Source organism: Williamsia herbipolensis (genome assembly GCF_000964005.1).
GTDB classification, from domain to species: domain Bacteria; phylum Actinomycetota; class Actinomycetes; order Mycobacteriales; family Mycobacteriaceae; genus Williamsia_A; species Williamsia_A herbipolensis.
This window is the reverse complement of the sequence record NZ_JXYP01000034.1, coordinates 1-19,910: the sequence shown is the minus strand read 5'-3', so window position 1 is coordinate 19,910 and position 19,910 is coordinate 1. Positions and strand designations below refer to the sequence as shown.

18 protein-coding genes are annotated in these 19,910 nt (G+C 68.4%); 11 read left to right on the top strand and 7 right to left on the bottom strand.

Annotation, left to right across the window (positions count from 1 at the left end):
- The first annotated feature begins 83 nt into the window (after positions 1-83).
- The 5 genes from TU34_RS17935 to cydC all read left to right on the top strand — a co-directional run bounded on the left by TU34_RS17935 (position 84) and on the right by cydC (position 7,085).
- On the top strand, positions 84-1,001 hold the full coding sequence (locus TU34_RS17935; protein ID WP_045824277.1) for an aminodeoxychorismate lyase: 918 nt from the start codon (positions 84-86) through the stop codon (positions 999-1,001).
- Between the two features lie 135 nt (positions 1,002-1,136).
- The gene (locus TU34_RS17930) at positions 1,137-2,642 is read left to right on the top strand and encodes a cytochrome ubiquinol oxidase subunit I (RefSeq protein ID WP_045824276.1); all 1,506 of its coding nucleotides are present in this window, start codon (positions 1,137-1,139) and stop codon (positions 2,640-2,642) included.
- Positions 2,643-2,651: 9 nt separating this feature from the next.
- Positions 2,652-3,695, top strand: coding sequence for a cytochrome d ubiquinol oxidase subunit II (gene cydB / locus TU34_RS17925; protein ID WP_045824275.1), 1,044 nt, complete (start codon positions 2,652-2,654; stop codon positions 3,693-3,695).
- Positions 3,692-5,335: a thiol reductant ABC exporter subunit CydD gene (gene cydD, locus TU34_RS17920; RefSeq protein ID WP_045824274.1), complete on the top strand. Its 1,644-nt coding sequence runs from the start codon at positions 3,692-3,694 to the stop codon at positions 5,333-5,335. The genes cydB and cydD overlap by 4 nt, the downstream gene beginning before the upstream one ends.
- A complete protein-coding gene (gene cydC / locus TU34_RS17915) occupies positions 5,328-7,085 on the top strand; it encodes a thiol reductant ABC exporter subunit CydC (protein ID WP_082080409.1) in 1,758 nt (585 codons plus the stop codon). The genes cydD and cydC overlap by 8 nt, the downstream gene beginning before the upstream one ends.
- Before the next feature lie 171 nt (positions 7,086-7,256).
- Here cydC and TU34_RS17910 read toward each other — a convergent pair whose 3' ends face one another.
- The 5 genes from TU34_RS17910 to TU34_RS17885 form a co-directional block, all read right to left on the bottom strand.
- Positions 7,257-7,805 (bottom strand): DinB family protein, encoded by a 549-nt coding sequence (locus tag TU34_RS17910; RefSeq protein WP_238981374.1) that lies wholly within the window; start codon positions 7,803-7,805, stop codon positions 7,257-7,259.
- A gap of 91 nt (positions 7,806-7,896) precedes the next feature.
- On the bottom strand, positions 7,897-8,574 hold the full coding sequence (locus tag TU34_RS17905) for a heme-binding beta-barrel domain-containing protein (RefSeq protein WP_045824273.1): 678 nt from the start codon (positions 8,572-8,574) through the stop codon (positions 7,897-7,899).
- A gap of 178 nt (positions 8,575-8,752) precedes the next feature.
- Positions 8,753-9,058 carry a DUF1416 domain-containing protein gene (locus TU34_RS17895; RefSeq protein WP_045824271.1) on the bottom strand — a complete coding sequence of 102 codons (306 nt, stop codon included), beginning with the start codon at positions 9,056-9,058 and terminating at the stop codon, positions 8,753-8,755.
- 2 nt (positions 9,059-9,060) lie between these two features.
- Complete coding sequence (locus tag TU34_RS17890; protein ID WP_045824270.1) at positions 9,061-9,897, bottom strand: sulfurtransferase; 837 nt, start codon at positions 9,895-9,897, stop codon at positions 9,061-9,063.
- A 270-nt stretch (positions 9,898-10,167) separates the two neighbouring features.
- The gene (locus tag TU34_RS17885; RefSeq protein WP_052689032.1) at positions 10,168-11,106 is read right to left on the bottom strand and encodes an LmeA family phospholipid-binding protein; all 939 of its coding nucleotides are present in this window, start codon (positions 11,104-11,106) and stop codon (positions 10,168-10,170) included.
- A gap of 123 nt (positions 11,107-11,229) precedes the next feature.
- On the opposite strand from TU34_RS17885, the gene TU34_RS17880 reads away from it, so the two are divergent.
- The 6 genes from TU34_RS17880 to pstB all read left to right on the top strand — a co-directional run bounded on the left by TU34_RS17880 (position 11,230) and on the right by pstB (position 17,269).
- Positions 11,230-11,997, top strand: a complete 768-nt coding sequence (locus TU34_RS17880) for a winged helix-turn-helix transcriptional regulator (RefSeq protein ID WP_045824268.1) — start codon at positions 11,230-11,232, stop codon at positions 11,995-11,997.
- A complete protein-coding gene (mshD, locus tag TU34_RS17875) occupies positions 11,987-12,916 on the top strand; it encodes a mycothiol synthase (protein ID WP_045824267.1) in 930 nt (309 codons plus the stop codon). The genes TU34_RS17880 and mshD overlap by 11 nt, the downstream gene beginning before the upstream one ends.
- A 311-nt stretch (positions 12,917-13,227) precedes the next feature.
- On the top strand, positions 13,228-14,340 hold the full coding sequence (gene pstS, locus TU34_RS17870; RefSeq protein WP_052689031.1) for a phosphate ABC transporter substrate-binding protein PstS: 1,113 nt from the start codon (positions 13,228-13,230) through the stop codon (positions 14,338-14,340).
- 159 nt (positions 14,341-14,499) lie between these two features.
- Positions 14,500-15,531 carry a phosphate ABC transporter permease subunit PstC gene (pstC, locus tag TU34_RS17865; RefSeq protein ID WP_045824279.1) on the top strand — a complete coding sequence of 344 codons (1,032 nt, stop codon included), beginning with the start codon at positions 14,500-14,502 and terminating at the stop codon, positions 15,529-15,531.
- Entirely contained in the window at positions 15,528-16,427 is a 900-nt protein-coding gene (gene pstA, locus TU34_RS17860) for a phosphate ABC transporter permease PstA (RefSeq protein ID WP_045824266.1), read from the top strand. Before pstC ends, pstA begins: the two co-directional genes overlap by 4 nt.
- Before the next feature lie 65 nt (positions 16,428-16,492).
- Positions 16,493-17,269 (top strand): phosphate ABC transporter ATP-binding protein PstB, encoded by a 777-nt coding sequence (pstB, locus tag TU34_RS17855; RefSeq protein WP_045824265.1) that lies wholly within the window; start codon positions 16,493-16,495, stop codon positions 17,267-17,269.
- Between the two features lie 226 nt (positions 17,270-17,495).
- On the opposite strand, the gene phoU is transcribed toward pstB, so the two are convergent.
- Both phoU and TU34_RS17845 read right to left on the bottom strand, forming a co-directional pair.
- Positions 17,496-18,164, bottom strand: coding sequence for a phosphate signaling complex protein PhoU (gene phoU, locus TU34_RS17850; protein WP_045824264.1), 669 nt, complete (start codon positions 18,162-18,164; stop codon positions 17,496-17,498).
- Between the two features lie 91 nt (positions 18,165-18,255).
- A partial coding sequence (locus TU34_RS17845) for an LCP family protein (RefSeq protein ID WP_150116589.1) occupies positions 18,256-19,910 on the bottom strand: 1,655 nt, incomplete at its 5' end.

Genomic DNA, 19,910 nt, shown 5'->3' with positions numbered 1-19,910 from the left:
AGGATGGGGGTCGAGGTGACGGGGGCGTCACCGTTGCGGTCGGTCACGGTTCCATCGTACGAGCACCCGCTACTCTGATCGCCATGCCGCATCCGATCCTGGTGACCTATGACGGTGCAGTTCTCGATCCGGACGTGCCCTACCTGCACGCCGACGACCTCGCCGCGGTGCGCGGCGACGGGGTGTTCGAGACGCTGCTGGTGCGGTCGGGGACCGCCCGGTTGGTGGGACTGCACCTCGAGCGGCTGGCCCGCAGCGCATCGCTGCTCGATCTGCCCGAGCCCGACGCGGGCCAGTGGCGGTCGGCGATCACGACCGGCGCGCGGGTGTGGGCGGAGGAGAACGGGAAAGACACCGAGGGCGTGATGCGCCTGGTCTACTCCCGCGGCCGCGAGAGCGCCCCGGTGGGTGCCCCGGGACCCCGCGACGGCGCCGAGACGGGCATCAGCCGTGAATCCAACGAGGCGACCGCGTATCTCACCGTCGGCCCGGTGGCCGACCGCGTCGCCTCGGCGCGCGAGAACGGGACGTCGGTGATCACTCTCGACCGCGGCTACTCCATCGACCTGGCCTCGTACGCGCCGTGGCAGCTGATCGGCGCGAAGACCCTGAGTTACGCCACCAACATGGCGGCCCAGCGGCACGCCGCGGCCCAGGGCGCCGAGGACGTCATCTACGTCAGCAGCGAGGGCGAGGTGTTGGAGAGCCCGCGGTCGACCGTGATCGCGCTCTTCGGCGACACCCTCGTGACGGTGCCCCCGGAGTACGGCATCCTGCACGGCACCACCCAGCAGGCGCTGTTCGCGCTCGCCGAGAAGGAGGGTTTCGTCACCGAGACCCGCTCGCTGCGCACCGCGGATCTCATCGCGGCCGACGGAGTGTGGCTGCTGTCGTCGATCACCCTCGCGGCCCGTGTCGTCACCCTCAACGGCTACGAGATGCCCGTGCCGGCCCGCGCCGCGGAGTTCTCCGCGCTCGTCGATCGCGCCATCGAGGACTGACCTCACCGGAGGGTGTCCGTCGTCCCCGTGTGGCGCACGAGACACCGCTGACCTCTCGCTTCCCTGTCCGATTCGGTCTACTTTCGGCTGTAGTACTACGAACAGTAGTAGTGCTAGACGACAGCGAGGTCGACCATGAACGCCCTGGACATCTCCCGATGGCAGTTCGGCATCACGACCGTCTATCACTTCATCCTCGTACCGCTCACCATCGGACTCGCGCCGATGATCGCGGTGATGCAGACGGTGTGGACCGTCACCGGCAACGAGCAGTGGTACCGCGCCACCAAGTTCTTCGGGAAGCTCTTCCTCATCAACTTCGCCCTGGGCATCGCGACGGGCATCGTGCAGGAGTTCCAGTTCGGGATGAACTGGAGCGAGTACAGCCGCTACGTCGGCGACGTCTTCGGCGCACCTCTCGCGCTTGAGGGACTCGTCGCGTTCTTCCTCGAGTCGACGTTCCTCGGACTCTGGATCTTCGGGTGGCAACGCCTGCCGAAGAAGGTGCACCTCGCCTGCATCTGGCTGGTCGCGATCGGCGTCAACGCCTCGGCCTACTTCATCATCGCGGCGAACTCGTGGATGCAGCACCCGGTCGGCGCCCGGCTCAACCCGGAGACGAAACGCCCTGAGCTGACCGACTTCTGGGCGGTGATGACCAACAACACCACGCTGGCCGCCTTTCCGCACGCCGTCGCCGGATCGTTCCTCACCGCGGGCACCTTCGTGGCGGGCATCGGGCTGTGGTGGATGATCCGCAACCGGCGGCGCGCCACCGCGACCAGCGATGTCGAGCTCGCGGCCACCCTGGACCGCGACGCACGCACCCTGTACCGACCCGTCACGCGGTTCGCCCTGTGGGTCATCGTCATGTCCGGTGTGGCCCTGGCGATCACCGGCGACGTCCAGGGCAAGCTCATGTTCGAACAGCAGCCCATGAAGATGGCCTCGGCCGAATCGTTGTGCCACACCGAGACCGGCGCCTCGTTCTCCGTGCTCACCATCGGCACCCACAACAACTGCGACTCCATCACCCGCGTGATCGAGCTGCCGAACCTGACGTCGTTCCTCGCCACCAACACCTTCGACGCGACACTGCCCGGCGTCGCCGAGATGCAGCAGCACTACGCCGAGACCGTGGGGCCCGGGGACTACCGACCCAACCTGTTCGTGACCTACTGGGCCTTCCGCGCGATGATCGGTTGGGCGGGCGGATCAGCGCTGCTGGCGCTGGCCGGACTGTGGTTCACCCGCAAGGGCCGAGTCCCCGAAGCGCGCTGGTTGGGCCGCCTCGCGATCGCCGCGATCCCGACGCCGTTCCTGGCCAACAGTTCCGGCTGGGTGTTCACCGAGATGGGTCGTCAACCGTGGGTGGTGGTGCCCAACCCGACCGGCGACCCCGGCATCCACCTCACCGTCGCCCAGGGTGTGTCGGCGAACAGTGTGGGTGCGGTGCTCGCCTCGCTCATCACGTTCACGGTGATCTACGGCGTCCTCGCCGTGGTGTGGTTCGGCCTCATCCGCCGATACGTGATCGAGGGGCCGCTCGACCACGACGCCCACCCGCCGGGCACCGACGACGACACCCACGACGACAGCGCGGATCACGCCGCCTCCGAACGACTCTCGTTCGCCTACTAGGAGATCGCCATGACTCTCCCCGAGATCTGGTTCATCGTCATCGCGGTGCTGTTCGCCGGCTACTTCCTGCTCGAAGGATTCGACTTCGGCGTCGGCATGCTCATGCCGATCCTCGGACGACGCCGCGGCGAGACCCCGGCCGACGCCGACACCCGACGTCGCGTGCTGCTCAACACCATCGGCCCGGTGTGGGACGGCAACGAGGTCTGGATCATCACCGCGGTCGGCGCGCTGTTCGCCGCATTCCCGGGCTGGTACGCCACCATGCTCAGCGCGATGTACCTCCCGATGCTGCTGCTGCTCGTGGGCCTCATCGCCCGCGTGGTGGCCATCGAATGGCGCGGCAAGATCGACGACCCGCGGTGGCGTCGGTGGTGCGACGTCGGCATCGGGCTGGGGTCGTGGCTGCCGGCCTTCCTGTGGGGCATGGCGTTGGCGAACCTGGTGCACGGCCTGCCGATCGGCGCCGGTGCACGCTTCGTCGGCGGTGTCGCGGACCTGCTGCACCCCTACGCATTGCTCGGGGGCGTGGCCACGACTGCGCTGTTCGCCACCCACGGTGCGGTGTTCCTGTCGCTGAAGACCGCGGGACCCATGCGAGGCGACGCGATGCGCGCCGCGCGTCGGCTCGCCGTCCCCGCCGCCGTGATCACCATCGCGTTCGGGTTGTGGACGTGGATCGACCACGGCACGCCGGTGGTCGTCGCGGTGCTCGCCCTGGCCACCCTCGCCACCGTCGCGGCCACCACGGCCGGTCGCGAGTGGACGGCGTTCGCGACGACGAGCGTCGCCATCGTCGCGCACGTGGTGATGCTGTTCTCGGCGCTGTGGTCGGCCGTCATCCCCTCGACCGTCGGTCCCGCCTTCGATCTCACGATCGCCAACACCGCGTCGAGCCACTACACGCTCACCGTCATCAGCTGGGCGTCGCTGGCCGTGCTCCCGGTCGTCATCGGCTACCAGGCATGGACCTACTGGGTGTTCCGACAACGCATCTCGACCGCGCACATCCCCGCGCCCATCGGGCTCGCACTGCGCACCCCGGGCCGATGACCGCCGCCCGGCGCGGTCCGATCGACCCACGGTTGCTCCGGCGGTCGCCCGCCGCCCGCGCCCACATCGCGGTGACGTCGGCAATGGGCATCGTGACCGCCGCGACCGTCATCGTCGGTGCGGTGATGATCGCGACGATCCTCGCCGAGGTGGTCACCGACCCGACGGCGCGGTCGTTGCACGCCCAGGGCGGTCACATCGCTGTCCTGGCGGCGGCCGTCGGGGTCAGGGTCGTCGCGACCGTCCTCGGCGACCGGTACGCGCACCGCGCGTCCGACGAGGTCATCGCGCAACTGCGGGATGCGGGGCTGCGCGCGGCCACCGACCCCGCGCAGACCACGCCGCGCACCCTGCACCGGATGCGTGGCGAACTGATCACCACCCTCACCACCGGACTCGACGCCCTCGGTCCGTACCTGACCTCGTTCGTGCCCGCCCTGGTGCTGTCGGCGACGGTCACGCCCGCGGTCATCGTCGTGATGGCACTGACCGACCTGACCTCGGCGATCGTGGTGATCGTGACCCTGCCGCTCATCCCGGTCTTCATGATCCTGATCGGACTGATGACCCGCGAGCGGACCCGTGCCCGCCTCGACGCGACCGCCGCCCAGGGCGCGCAGATGCTCGACCTCGTCGCGGGCATCGGGACCCTGCGTGCGCTGCACCGTGCGTCGGAACCGGTGGGACGCGTTGCCGCACTGGGCCAGCGGAGCCGTCGCAGCACCATGGCCGCCCTGCGGATCGCATTCCTCTCCGGCGGTGTCCTCGAACTCCTCGCGACGCTGTGCGTGGCGCTCGTCGCCGTCGGTGTCGGGTTGCGCCTCGTCTTCGGCGACATGTCCTTGCAGGCGGGCGTCCTCGCGCTGATCCTCGCGCCCGAGGTCTATCTGCCGCTGCGGTCGGTGGGTGCGCAGTTCCACAACTCCGAGGCCGGCCGTGCCGCCGCCGACAACGTGCTCGACCTCGTCGACACGCCATCGGTTCGAATGACGGCCCCACCGAGGGAAGCGACGGCCCGGGCGGCGGGGGTGGAGGTGCGCGACGTGGGTGTCGTCGACCGCGACGGCTGGGCACCCCGCCATCTCGACGCCCGTTGCGCTCCCGGGACCGTCACCGTGCTGACCGGACCCAACGGATCGGGGAAGACGACGGCGCTGCAGGTGATCGCGGGACTCGTCGAGCCCGACGAGGGAGTCGTGCGCAGGGCCGGCGAGGTGGCCTGGCTGGCCGAGCCGCCGGTGATGGTGCCCGGAACCGTCGCGGAGAACCTCGCGCTGTTCGGGACCCGGTCCGACGACACCATCACGCGTACCGCCGCCGCTGTCGGCTTCGACACCGTGCTCGCCGAGATCGGTGGTCTCGAGGCGAGGATCGGCAACGGCGGCGCCGGACTGTCGGCGGGTCAGCGTCAACGGCTCGCGCTGACGCGGGTGCTGGCGTCACCGGCGCCGGTCCTGCTGCTCGACGAACCGACCGCCCACCTCGACGTCGAGTCGGAGGCGACGGTGATGCGCGCCGTCCGTGCGCGGGCCCGGGAGGGTGCGACGGTGATCGTGGTGAGCCACCGCCCCGCCGTGCTCGCCGCCGCCGACACCGTCGTCGATCTCGGCGTGGATGCGAGAGGCCGAGTCGATGCGTGACCCCCTCGTGTGGTCGATGCGTCTGCTCGGTGTGCGACCCCGCCCGGTCGCCCGCTCGCTGCTGCTCGGCGTCGGCGCATCGCTCAGCGCCCTCGCGCTCGCCGCGCTCTCGGCGTGGCTGATCACGCGCGCCTGGCAGATGCCGCCGGTGCTGGCGTTGTCGATCGCGGTCACATCGGTGCGGGCCCTGGGCATCTCACGCGCGCTGCTGCGCTACCTCGAACGCCTCGCCACCCACGACCTCGCGCTCGACGCCATGGCGACCGCACGCGCCCGCATGTTCGGTGCGCTGGCGACCGGCGACGCCGCGCATCCACTGTCGGTGAAGCGGTCGGAGATCGTGGGTCGCGCCGGCGACGACATCGACGAGATCGGCAACGCGCTCATCCGTGGGCTCATCCCCATCGGCTCGGCTGCGGTGACCGGGCTGATCGCGGTGGTGGTGATGGCACTGGTGTCGCCCTGGGCGGGCCTCGCCACCGCGATCGCGTGGCTGCTGGTCGCGGTGGTGGCCCCGCGGGCGGCCGCGGCCGGGACGGTACGCGCCGACGCCGACGACCGTGCCGCGCGCGGCGAGGTGCTCGACATCACCGCGACGGTGCTGTGGCACGCGCCCGAACTCGAGGTCGCGGGCCGTCGCGATCAACTCCTCGCCGATGCCCGTGCCGCGGCGCGTCGGGCGACCGCGGCTGCCGACCGGGGTATGCGCGTGCAGGCCTGGGCCGCCGGGGTGATGCCCGCGGCGACCGGTGCGGTCGCGGTGATCGCGTGCCTGCTGGCGATCGGGCTGAGCGGCCGCGTCGACTCGACCACCCTCGGTGTCTTGATCCTTCTGCCGCTCAGCGCATTCGAGGCCGCGGGTGGTCTGCTCGATGCCGCCCGGCAACTGCAACGCAGCCGCGGTGCCGCCCGGCGGGTGCTCACACTCCTCGACGGAACCGGGATCGACGCGACGGTCGCCACGCCCCCGTCCACGACGGAGGAGCAGCGCGCAGCGATGCCGACCCGTGCCGACCTCGTTGTGGACGGACTGCGCTGGGGACACACCGACGCGTCCGCGCGCGGTCCGGTCGATGCCCTGGCCGCGATCAGGGCGGGGGAGCGGATCGCCGTCGTCGGGGCCAGCGGATCGGGCAAGACCGCGTTGCTGCTGACCCTCGCGGGGCTTCTGCCGCCGCGGGCGGGCGAGGTGCGCATCTCCGGGGCGGCGACCCCGGCGCAGGCCGTGCGTTACTTCGGTGAGGATGCGCACCTGTTCGCGACAACGGTGCTCGAGAACCTGCTGGTGTCGCGCGGCGACGCCGACGACACGGAGATCACCGCCGCGCTGGCGTCGGTCGGCCTGCGCGACTGGGTCGGCGGCCTCCCCGAGGGACTCGACACCGTCCTCGACAGCGGCGTCGACGCGGTCAGCGCCGGGCAACGACGGCGCCTGCTGCTCGCGCGTGCGCCCATCAACGCCGCGCCGATCGTGCTGCTCGACGAACCGTGTGAGCACCTCGACCGCGACGAGTCCGATCGCCTGCACCGCGAGCTGCTCGACCGACGCAGCGGGCTCGTCGATCCGGACCGCACCGTGATCGTCGCGACCCACACACTGCCCGACGACACCGCGGCCGACCGCGTCATCGACCTCGACCGGTTAATCCGTTGCACACCCTGCGATCCCGGCGTAACTTCGGCTGTACACGAGGAAGGAGGTGGTCTGCAGTTGAATGACATATGGACACGTGAGGTGACCATCAGCTAGGTGGTGTGCTGCCCGGGTTTGCCCAGCGGCGCCGCTGCTCAGCGAATCCACGGTGGTCACCCGGCCCCCGCACCCCTGTCACGTCCTGACAGGCCAGGCTCTCATCGAGCGGTGCGGGGGTCGTTCCATGTCTGGGGTGTGAACGAGCCGGGGCAGATACGAGCCGGGGTGTCAGCCGTGTTCGAAGCTGCGAATGGCGTCGCGCGCCATCGTCGCGGTGGTGCTCTGACCGTCGATCGCCTCGCGGATGAGGTCGGCGTGGCCGCTGTGGTGTGCCGTCTCGCGGAACAGGTGCAGCAGGATGCGCCGCACGGTGTGGTGTTGGCGCACCGGCGCCCACGGCGCGGTCGGGATCGGGATGAGCGCATCGAGATCGGCGACGGTCGCGATGAACTCGTCGGTGAGCTGCGCCTGCTTGCGGTAGGCGTCGACCCAGTCGGCGAAGGACTCGTCGTCGGTGAGGCGGTAGGCGTCGGCGGCGGCCTCGACATCGAACTCGGCGTCCGGATCGGCCTCGGTCACCGTGGTGATCCAGTACTGCTCCATGATCGTCAGGTGCTTCACGAGCCCGCCGAGGGTGAGCTCACCGACGGCGGCGGCACGGCGCGCGTCGGCCTCGGAGACGCCGTCGATGGCGATCAGGAGATTGGTGCGTTGGTCGCCGTAGATCTCGATGAGCGTTTCTCGCTCTCCCGGGATGTTGGCGCTGGCGATCATCATGGACAACAGCTTCGCACCAGCCGCCCGTTCGCGCATCCATCCATGGTCGGACACGCGGGCAGATGCACACATCGCCCGCGCGACGGCGCGGTCAGCCGATGTGGCGACTGAGCTTCGCCGACAGCCGTGGCACCAGGTCGCCGTCGGCGTCGACCCGCTCTTCGACGTAGGCGAGATCGCCGTCCTCGACGAGACCGTAGAGTCGCTTCGCGCCGCCGATCTTCAGACCGTTCTCGGTACCCGACGCCGAGGTGATGACGACGTCGGTGACGAGCTCCCACGAGGTCTGGTTCAGCGGTTTGCCGTAGAACAGCTCGATCCAGCCCTCGGCGTGGGTGAGCAGGAACTCGATGGTCTCGTCGGAATCGGGGCCGCTGATCCGCCAATAGCCGGTCTCACGCAGACCAGGTTCGAGGTAGCGGGCATCGGGGTCGACGATCCACGACCGCGACTCCCACATCAGGAAGTTCTCACCACTGTGGCTGATGACGACCTGCTGACCGAAGTGGAAGTCACCGTGGACGGGGTCGTTGCCCTCACCGAGGCCGCGCCACACACCCACGAGGGGGAGCAGGCCGAGCAGTCCGGGATGCAGGTCGGGACCCTGACGCAGATTCGCGGTGTCCTCGGGGAGAGGGAGTCCCGGCAGGGTGGAGATGTTCTTGTCGGCGGTGCGCGCCGCGCGTTCCTCGGCGTGCGCTATCGCCTCGTTGCCCGCGATGGTCTTCCCGGGCTCGTCGGGGGTGGGTTCGGGGGCGCCCGAGGTCACGACTCGTCGTTGATCAGGCGGTACAGGGTGTACAGGCCGAACCAGACGATCGCGATCGTCGCCAGAACCAGGAGTATCTCGAAGAAGATGACCACGGAGTCGATTCTACGTGCGCGGCTCCGAGACGACGATCGCCCCCACCGAAACCTCGGCGGGGGCGATCGCGGACCGGTCGGGACTACGACGCGATGGTCACGTCCTGATCGAAGATGCCGGTGCCGTCGGGGCTGATGGTGGCCTCGCCGTTGCCCTGCGACGAGAGCGCACGCAGCGTCCAGGTGCCGGGTGCGGCGAAGAACCGGAAGTCACCGGTTCCACTGGACACGACCTCGGCGGTGAACTCGCCGGTGCCGTCGAGCAGACGCACGTAGGCGCCGCCCACCGGCGACCCGTCGGCGCCGAGGACCTGACCGGTGATCACGGTCTCCTTCTCGACATCGACGCCGGCCGGCAACTTCTGACCCTGTTTCGGTGCGGAACACATGCTTACTGCTCTCCCAGCTCGATGGGGGCGCCGACCAAGGAGCCGTACTCGGTCCAGCTGCCGTCGTAGTTCTTCACGTTGTCGTAGCCGAGCAGCTGGGTCAGTGCGAACCAGCTGTGCGACGACCGCTCGCCGATGCGGCAGTACGCGATGGTGCCCTTCGACGGGTCGATGCCGACACCGTCGTACAGCTCCTTCAGTTCCTCGTCGGACTTGAAGGTGCCGTCCTCGTTGGCCGCCTTGCTCCACGGGACGTTGACCGCGCCGGGGATGTGGCCGGGACGCTGGCTCTGCTCCTGCGGGAGGTGTGCCGGCGCGAGGATCTTGCCCGAGTACTCGTCAGGCGAACGGATGTCGAGGAGGTTCTTGGTGCCGATGGCGTCGAGGACCTCGTCACGGAAGGCGCGGATCGACAGATCGGGCGACTCCGCCTTGTAGGAGGTGGCCTCACGCGACACGGCGTCGGTGCTCAGCGGGCGTCCGTCGAGCTCCCACTTCTTGCGACCACCGTCGAGCAGGCGAACGTCCTTGTGCCCGTACAGCTTGAAGTACCAGAACGCGTACGCGGCGAACCAGTTGTTGTTGCCGCCGTAGAGGATGACGGTGTCGTCGTTGGCGACGCCGCGCGCCGACAGCAGGTCGGAGAACTGCTCCTGGTTGAGGAAGTCGCGACGGACCTGATCCTGCAGGTCGGCTTTCCAGTCGAGCTTGATCGCGCCGGCGATGTGCCCGCCGTCGTAGGCGGTGGCGTCCTCGTCGACCTCGATGAAGACGGTCTTGTCGGCGTTCAGGTTCTGCTCAGCCCAGTCGGCGCTGACCAGGACATCGGAGCGAGCCATGGTGTTCCTTTCGTTGGAGAACGTGATGCGGGGTGTCGTGATGAGGGGTCGCAGCACACAGGCAGAGATGAAGGGTGCGTGCGGCGGGAGGTGCGAATGCGGACGCGTCGAGACGCCGGGGACGCGCGGGAGCGCGACGGACCCGACTATCGACAGCGGCAGGTGGCGGAACGACAGAAGTCGATCGCACGGCGGCGGGTGAGCAGGAACTCACGACGCGTCAACATGGGCCGAGGGTAACAAAGCTGTCCCGACCACCTGACCAGCGCCTCATCGGGGCAGGGCATCGGTGTACATGAAGAAGACGTCGCCCGCCTGACTGAGGAACAGCGACGGCGACCGAACGTACTCGGGGTCGGGTGTCCCTTCGATCATCAGATCGCTGCCGCTGCTACGGGCCGACGTGGCCGTCGCGCCCCACGCCATCGGGATTCCGCCGATCGTCGCCGAGAATCTGCCGAGGACACGCTTCGCCTCGTCCGGTGTGAGGTCCGCTGTCGAGTGCTCCTCGGGTCCGTCGTAGAAGCCCGTGGCGGTGATCCGCAGCGCTGTGCCGCGTGCTGCCAGATCGACGGTGACGCTGACCTTCACGTCTCGTTCATCAGGGGATGAGGTCTGGACGGTGCCGGTCAGCACGATTCCCGACGTCCGAGACAGGAGTCCGTCCTGCGGCCCGCCGCCACCTGCGGTGCCGCGTGGTGCCGGCGTGCTCACGGTGAGGTCCCTGATCCCGAGAAGTCGGCCGACGGCGACCGAATCGAGGGTCGTCGACGTGTGGGCCTTCGCCACCTTCAGACCGGCCCACTGCGAGAAGGGTCGGGTGAGCGATCGGCCTTTCATGCTGACGCGGACGTCGGTCAGACGGGCTCGCACATCGGCGTGGCAGGGATCATCAGGCGCGCACGAACGGGGGTGGCGGGTCTGGGTCCCATCGGCGAAGGTGACGGTCGGGGACAGATCGACGGCGCGGGCGGTGATGCCGATGGCCGGGTAGTGCCCGTCGAGGATGTGCGGTATCGCGGGGAAGCCGGAGATGGTGACCTCGGGCTCGTAGGGGAGGTGCGGTACGCCGTTCTCGCCGTCGGCGACATTCGGCAGCGATCGCGCAAAACTGCGCTCGGCATTGATGGCGAAACCCGTGTCGACGGCGAGCGCTCCGACCGCGAGGACGACGAGCGCAACCGCTAGACAGACAAGCGCCTTGCGCATCACGGTCCCCCGCATCAACGGCTGATCACAGGCTGCGGCCTGTTTGCGGTTATTCTGTCATCTGACTCGCACACGCCCGTAAAGCGGCGTACACATCTGAACCCGTCTCGATCGGAGCGTTTAGTGGATCTCCTGCTGCTGACCGCCGATCCCACCCCTGAGTCCGTTCTGCCGTCGTTGTCGCTGTTGGCGCACACCGTCCGCGTGGTGCCGACCGAGGTCTCGTCGTTGATGGAGGCCGGCAACGCCGACGTCGCCATCGTCGACGCCCGCACCGACCTCGCCGCCGCGCGGGGCCTGTGTCGACTGCTGGGCAGCACCGGGTCGTCGGTTCCCGTGGTGGCCGTGCTCACCGAGGGCGGGCTGGTCGCGGTCAATGCGGAATGGGGGCTCGACGAATTCCTGCTGCCGGGAACCGGTCCGGCCGAACTCGACACCCGACTGCGCCTGCTGGTGGTGCGCACCCGCGGCGTGGCGGCCGAGGAGTCGAGCGGCAAGGTGTCGCTGGGTGAGCTCGTCATCGACGAGGGCACCTACACCGCGCGCCTGCGGGGTCGCCCACTCGACCTGACCTACAAGGACTTCGAGCTCCTGAAGTACCTCGCCCAGAACGCGGGTCGGGTCTTCACCAGAGCGCAACTGCTGCAAGAGGTCTGGGGCTACGACTTCTTCGGTGGCACGCGCACCGTCGACGTGCACGTGCGCCGTCTGCGCGCGAAACTCGGTACCGAACACGAGTCGCTGATCGGCACCGTCCGCAACGTCGGGTACAAGGCGGTGCGCCCCAGCAGCCGCGGCCGTGGCGAGGCCGCCGACGATGTCGAGGACCTCGAGAACCTCACCGAGGACACCGATCTCGACGATCAGGAGTTCGTCGACAATGGTGCGTGAGCCGGGCGCGACGGTCGTCCACGGCGCACTCGACGACGAAACCGCCCGAGCGGCACGGCGAATCGCGGAGAAGGCCGAGGCGGTCGATGATGTCGCCGGACTGTCGGAGCAGGCGTTCGCCGCCATCGGCACCGACCGCGTCACGCACGTGGTCTCGTCTGACGGCGGTTCGCTCGTCGGATACGCCAACATCACGCCCGGCCGCGACGACGAACCCGCGATGGTCGAGGCCGTCGTCGACCCGCCCGGTCGCGGGCAGGGTGTCGGTGACGAGTTGATCGCCGCCGCCCTCGAGGAGGCCGGTCCGGGCTCGCGTGCCTGGGCACACGGCGACCTTCCGGCCGCGCAGGCGGTGGCACGCTCGCGCGGCCTGGTGTCGTTGCGCGAACTGCTGTCGATGCGACGCCCACTGGGCGACCCGCAGAATCCTCTGCCGCCGTTGACCGTTCCCGACGATCTCGTGCTGCGGACCTACGCCGGTCCCGGCGACGACGCCGAGATCCTGCGCGTGAACAACGCCGCGTTCGACTGGCATCCCGAGCAGGGCGGCTGGTCGATCGACGAGATCACTGCACGGACCGGGTCGGACTGGTTCGATCCCGAGGGTCTGTTCCTGGTGTTCGACCGCGCCGATCCCGACATCCTGCTCGGGTTCCACTGGACCAAGGTGCACCCCGCGACCGACACCGAGCCCAGCATCGGCGAGGTGTACATCGTCGGCGTCGACACCGGGACACAGGGCCGCGGTCTCGGCAAGCTGCTCACCCTCGCGGGGTTGATCCATCTCGAGGAACGCGGACTGCCGATCGTGGAGCTCTACGTCGAGGGTGACAACGCCGCGGCACTCCACACCTACGAGAAATTGGGCTTCACGCGGCACTCGATCGACGTGGCCTACGGGCGACCGATCACCCCCTGAACCGCCCTCGTCGACCCCGCGTCTGTGGGCACTGTCACGCGGCTGCGTCACACCCCGCGAAATAGTTGCTCACCTCGACTAATGAGTTACGCCGAGCGTTCGCCCGGCGACCATGTGGACCGGTGATCTATTCACCGTCCGTTCACCCACCGTCGGCTGCTCGTCCACCACCGAGCCCTAGCTTTCCAGGTGACCGCGGCATTCGAAGCGGGTCGACTCGACGGATTCGAGTGCGGAGCGGTTGGACCGTGCGCGCGGACGTCCCTCGGGCAGCCACACACATTTGTCACATCACAACGGAGGACCCTGGAGTGAAATTCAATCGGAGCTCGGCTGTTCGCAGCGGCACCGCGGCCGTCGGTATCGCGGTCGCGGCCACGCTGACCCTGTCGGCGTGCAGCGGCGGCGGCAGCGATTCCGGCAGCGGCGACGCCAGCTCGGACAACAGCTTCAGTGGCCAGTCGGTGAGCGGCGAGGGATCGACCGCCCAGCAGAAGGCCGTCGAGAAGTTCCAGGACGTGCTCGCCTCCAACGGCGGCATCGTCCTCAACTACACCGGCAGCGGCTCCGGTGACGGCGTGAAGAAGTTCATCAGCGGCGACGTCGACTTCGCCGGCTCGGACTCGGCGCTGAAGACCGACGAGGCCGCCTCGGCCAAGACCCGCTGCGCCGGCAACGACGCATGGCACATCCCGCTCGTCGCGGGCCCGGTCTCGATCGCCTACAACCTGTCCGGCGTCGACGACCTGATCCTCAACCCGAGCACGCTCGCGAAGATCTTCGACTCGAAGATCACCACCTGGAACGACCCGGCCATCGCCGCGCTCAACCCGGGCAAGAGCCTGCCGTCGGAGAAGATCGTCCCGGTCCACCGCAGCGACAGCTCGGGCACCACCGACAACTTCCAGCGCTTCCTCGGCGACACCGCCAAGTCGGACTGGCCCTACGCCCACGACAAGACCTTCAAGGGTCAGGGTGGCTCGGCCGCGGCCAAGTCGACCGGCGTCGGCGACACCGTGAAGAAGACCCCCGGTTCGGTCACCTACGTCGAGTGGGGCTTCGCCGAGCAGAACAAGCTCAGCCTGGCGCAGCTCGACTTCGGTTCGGGTGCGACCAAGCTCGATGCCGACACCGCCGGCAAGGCGCTCGAGAGCGTGCAGTTCAAGACCCCGGGTTCGAAGGACCTGCAGGTCGACACGGACAAGCTGTTCGAGACCAAGACCGCGGGCGCGTGGCCGCTGCTGCTGACGACCTACGAGATCGTCTGCTCGAAGGGCTACACCGGCAACAAGGGCGCCATCCTGAAGTCGGCGTTCACCTCCATCCTGAACAACGGTCAGGAAGGCCTGTCGGATCTGGGCTACGTCGCCCTGCCCGACAGCTACAAGAACACCCTGATGGGGACGGTCAACGCACTCAGCTGACCGCTGCCACGCCCGATCGGGCCGGCATCGATGACCCGGTGTCGCGGGGCCGCGCAATTGCGGCCCCGCGACGTTGGTTGAGAGACTTGGGAGACATTGCTCATGACCGAAGTGCACGGCGAACTGCGCGCCGGCCAGACGGCTGATTCAGAAGGATCCATGACCTCCTCGCTCAGCGGCCCGGACCCGATGGCCGGAACGATTCCCGGTCCCCCTCCCACCGGCGACAACGCCGACAAGTCGGGATCGGCGACCGCGGGCACGGTCACCCGTCTCGGCGATCAGATCTTCCGCACCCTCTCGGTCGGTTCGGGCATCTTCATCTCGGTGCTCATCGCCCTGATCGCGGTGTTCCTCGTCATCCAGGCCGTCCCGGCGCTGCTGAAGAACACCGAGAACTTCTTCACCTACTCCGGCGACTGGGTCACCTCCGGTGACACCCTGCAGTTCGGCATCCTGAACCTGCTCTACGCCACCGTCGTGGTCTCGGTGATCGCACTGATCCTCGCCATGCCGGTCGCCCTGGGCATCTCGATCTTCCTCACGCAGTACGCCCCGCGCCGCCTCGTCGGTCCCATCACCTACCTGGTGGACCTGCTGGCCGCCGTGCCGTCGATCGTCTACGGCCTCTGGGGCATCCTCGTGCTCGGTCCCGCGCTGGTCCCGCTCGACAACTGGCTGGTGAACAACCTCTCGTTCCTGCCGTTCTTCAAGGAACCGACCCAGGTCGCAAACCTCTCGACCGGTGGCACCCTGCTGACCGCGGGCATCGTGCTCGCGGTGATGATCCTGCCGATCATCACCGCCGTCACCCGCGAGGTCTTCGTGCAGACCCCCATCGGACATCGTGAGGCCGCACTGGCCCTCGGTGCCACCAAGTGGGAGGTCGTGAAGGTCTCGGTCCTGCCCTTCGGCTTCTCCGGCTACATCAGCGGCTCGATGCTCGGCCTCGGTCGCGCGCTCGGCGAGACCATGGCGCTGCTCCTCATCATCTCGACCGCCGGTCCGCTGAACTTCAACCTGATGGAGAGCGGTGAGACGTTCGCCACCAAGATCGCGAACAACGCCGCCGAGTTCGATTCGCCCATCAAGACCGGCGCCTACATCTCGGCCGGCCTCACCCTGTTCGTGCTGACCTTCATCGTCAACGCCGCGGCCCGCTCGGTCGTCGCAGGAAAGGCGAAGTCATGACCGCCACCCTCGAGAGTCCCAGCGTCGGCCCGGTCAAGCGGGACCCGTCGGGCTTCACCCCCGTCATCGCCCGCCGCAAGGTCACCGACAAGGTGGCCCTGGTGCTGGTGTCGGCGGCACTGCTGATCGCCCTCGCGCCGCTGGTGTGGCTGCTGGTCACGCTGATTGTCCGGGGCATCAGCCCGATCCTGTCGGCCGACTGGTGGCAGTTCGACGAGCTGCACGGCGGCGCGTTCAACGCGATCATCGGCACCCTGCAGCAGACGCTGCTCGCCGCGGTCATCTCGATCCCGGTGGGCATCTTCGTCGCTATCTACCTCGTCGAGTACGGCAACAAGTCGGTGCTGGCCCGCTTCACCACCTTCATGGTCGACATCCTCTCCGGTGTGCCGTCCATCGTCGCGGCCCTGTTCATCTACGCCGTGTGGCGCACCACCCTGGGTCTGCCCCGGTCGGGCTTCGTGGTCGCGCTCGCGTTGGTGCTGCTCATGATCCCGATCGTCGTGCGCTCCACCGAGGAGATGCTGAAGATCGTCCCGCAGGATCTGCGCGAGGCGTCCTACGCACTCGGTGTCCCCAAGTGGCGCACCATCGTCAGCATCGTGCTGCCGACGGCGTTGTCGGGCATCGTCACCGGCGTCATGCTCGCCGTCGCCCGCGTGATGGGTGAATCCGCTCCGGTGCTCATCCTCGTCGGCTCGACGAGAGCGATCAACAACAACCCGTTCGAGGGCAACCAGCAGTCGCTGCCCCTGATGATGGTGCAGCAGTACAACAACGGCCCCGACGCACTCGACAAGGTGTGGGGTGCCGCCCTCACCCTGGTGCTGATCGTCGCCGTGATCTACTTCGGCGCCAAGCTCGTCTCGCGCCTGTTCGCACCCAAGAAGGCCTGAGGCGTCCCCGCCGGATCACCTGCGCCCACACAGACATTCGCACGACCCGAACGAAAGAGCCCGACATGGCAAAGCGTCTCGACATCAAAGACCTGAACATCTACTACAGCGCGTTCCACGCGGTGAAGGACGTCTCGCTCGAGGTGCCGCCGCGCTGCATCACCGCCTTCATCGGCCCGTCGGGCTGTGGCAAGTCGACGGTGCTCCGCACGCTCAACCGCATGCACGAGGTCACCCCCGGCGCCCGCGTCGAGGGCAAGGTCCTGCTCGACGGCGAGGACATCTACGGCCGTTCGGTCGACCCGGTGAGCGTGCGCTCCACCATCGGCATGGTGTTCCAGCGCCCGAACCCGTTCCCCACCATGTCCATCCGCGACAACGTCGTGGCCGGCCTCAAGCTGCAGGGCATGCGGAACAAGAAGGAGCTCGACGAGGTCGCCGAGCGCAGCCTGCGCGGGGCGAACCTGTGGGAAGAGGTCAAGGACCGCCTGGGCAAGCCCGGCGGCGGCCTCTCCGGTGGTCAGCAGCAGCGTCTGTGCATCGCGCGCGCCATCGCTGTGTCGCCCGAGGTCCTGCTGATGGACGAGCCGTGTTCGGCCCTCGACCCCATCTCCACCCTCGCGATCGAGGACCTCATCACCGAGCTCAAGAAGGACTACACGATCGTCATCGTCACCCACAACATGCAGCAGGCTGCACGTGTGAGCGACCAGACGGCGTTCTTCAACCTCGCCGGCGTCGGCCAGGCCGGACAGCTCATCGAGATCAACGACACCGAGACCATGTTCTCCAACCCGGAGCAGAAGGCCACGGAAGACTATATCTCCGGCCGATTCGGCTAGACAACCCGAACCACGAAGGAGGCCGAATCGCCGGAGGGGACTACATCTCCGGCCGCTTCGGCTAGATCGCTCGGCTGAAACTCAGCGCAAAGCCCCGGTTCTCTGTACGAGGACCGGGGCTTCGGCACGTTCGGGGCGATGTTTCGGCACAGTCGGCGGAAAGAAGGGCACGCCCGGCGGAAGTCCGCCGAGCGTGCCAAAAAACCAGGTCGAGCGTGCCACCACGTCAGTGCGGCTGCGCCTCCACGAACTGCTCGGGGGTCTTGCCGGTCGACTGGAACACGACACGACGGCCGATGAGCACGGCGTGGTCGGCGAAGCGCTCGTAGTAGCGGCCGAGGAGGGTGACGTCGACGGCCGCGGCGACGCCGTGCTTCCAGTCACGGTCCATGAGGACCGTGAAGAGGTGGCGGTGCAGGTCGTCCATGGCGTCGTCATCACTCTGCAGACGCAGGGCGTCGGTCGGCTCCTGGCTGTTGAGCACCTCGCGGGCCGAGAGTGCCATCTGCACGGCGAGCCGACCCATCTCGGCGAAGTAGCCGTTGACCTCTTCGGGCAGGGCCTTGCTCGGATGGCGACGACGCGCGACCTTCGCGACGTGGAGGGCGAGAGCACCCATGCGGTCGACGTCGGCGACGATCTGGAATCCGGAGACGATGGCGCGCAGATCACCGGCGACCGGGGCCTGCAGCGCGAGCAGCGCGAACGCCTGCTCCTCGGCCTGTGCGGAGAGCCGCACGATCTGCTCGTGGTCGGAGATGACCGACTCGGCGACCGCCAGGTCGGCCTGGAGAAGTGCCTGCGTGGCGCGCTCCATGGCGACGCCGGCGAGCTCTGACATGTGACCGAGGATGCCGTTCAGTTCGGCCATCTGCTCGTGGTACGCATTCCGCATGTGCCAAGGGTACTGGCAGACCCGGATCGGACGGTTGTCTCGCGGTGAACGCGCGGTGAACGCGCAGGAAGATCGCGGATCTGCCGGTCGGTCAGCCGCTACAGGACGTGTCGGCGGCGTTGGTCACCGACAGATCGCTGGGTAGGTCGACGGCCTCGTCGGATCGCGGATTCTCGGTCACCCGCAGCGATTCGCCGGCGGTGGGCACTGCGCCGATCTCCCCGGGGTAGTCGCTGCCCAGGAGGACCTCGACCCCGGACTTCACGGTCCGGTCGGGCTGGATCACGGCGCCGGTGATCATCGACGCGACCGTCGCGGCCGCGGCCTGCTCACCGGGCCCGTAGCGGACCACGGTCTGCGTCTGGTTCTCCGAGGCGTCGGCCACGCCGCGCACGTCGAAGCCCAGCTGCGACATCTGATCCGACACCCGCGTCGCGAGCCCGGTGGTGCCGGTCCCGTTCAGGACGCGCACGCCGACCGCCGACGGCGCCAACGCCGACGCGGTGATGACCTGGGGTGCGGCGGGCGTCGTGCTCGGCGCAGACGACGACGGCGCCTTCGACGACGAGGACGACGACGGGGCCGACGCCTTCTGCTCGCCGGGCAGGGGATCGTCGTTGATGATGGCGTCGAAGATCGCGTTGATGTCGTCGGTGCGCGGGATCTCGTTGTTCGACCCGTCGGTGGTGGTACCCGAGGTCGGGATCGTCAGGAACGTCACGCGACCCGCCTGCAGACCCTCGAGGGACTGTGCGAGGTTCACGAGGCTGTCGGTGTCGATGCCATCGACGTAGCTGTATTTGGTGAAGGTGTTGATGATCCCGTTGAGTCGTGCGGGGTTCGACAACACCTGGCCCGAGAGCATCCCGCGCAGCAGCGCCGACATGAACAGCTGCTGGCGCTTGATGCGGCCGTAGTCGCCGTTGCCCTCGGTGTCGACGGTGCGGGCGCGGACGTAGTTCAGGGCCCGCTGCCCCTTCACGGTCTGCTTTCCCGGCCGCGACAGGATCTGGCCGAGCTCGTAGTCGTAGAGCGGCGTGGGCGAACAGACCTGCACGCCGCCGAGCTTGTTCACCACCTGCTCGAACCCGAAGAAGTCCATCGCGATGAAGTGGTTGATGTTGAGCCCCGAGAGCTGCTGGATCACCTTCACCGCGCACTTGGGGCCACCGTCGCCGTAGGCGGTGTTGAGCTTGGCGCCGGTCTCGGCGGGGACGATCGTGTTCGGGTCGTAGGTGGCGGTGTTGTTGTCCCAGCTCTCGCAGTCGGGTCGGTCGATCTGCAGGTCACGCGGGAACGACACGGCCACCACGCGGCTCCGGTTGGCCGGGACGTTGACGAGGATGACGGTGTCCGAGCGGGCGCCCTCGGCGTCGGCGGTGGTGCCCGCCCCGACCTTGCCGTTGTTCCCCACGCGGGTGTCGGTGCCGACGATCAGGTAGGTCTGGTCGCCGTATTGGGCGCCCTTGTTGCGGATGTTCTTGTCGTTGGAGTCGACGGCCTCGATGGTGCGGAAGCCGCCGTTGGTGACCCGGAGGTACCCCCACACGGTGCCGGTGCCGACCAGGGCCAGCACCGCTCCGACCACGATCACGACCCGGGCGGCGGTCCGGGCGGTGCGCACCCGACCGCTGCGTCTCGCGGCCTGGGCGACCCGGTCGCTTCGCGGCGGGAGGACCTCGGGTGCCGCCGCGGTACGGGGCGCAGGGGATCGAGGAGGGGCCGTCGGTCGGGAGGGAGCGGGCG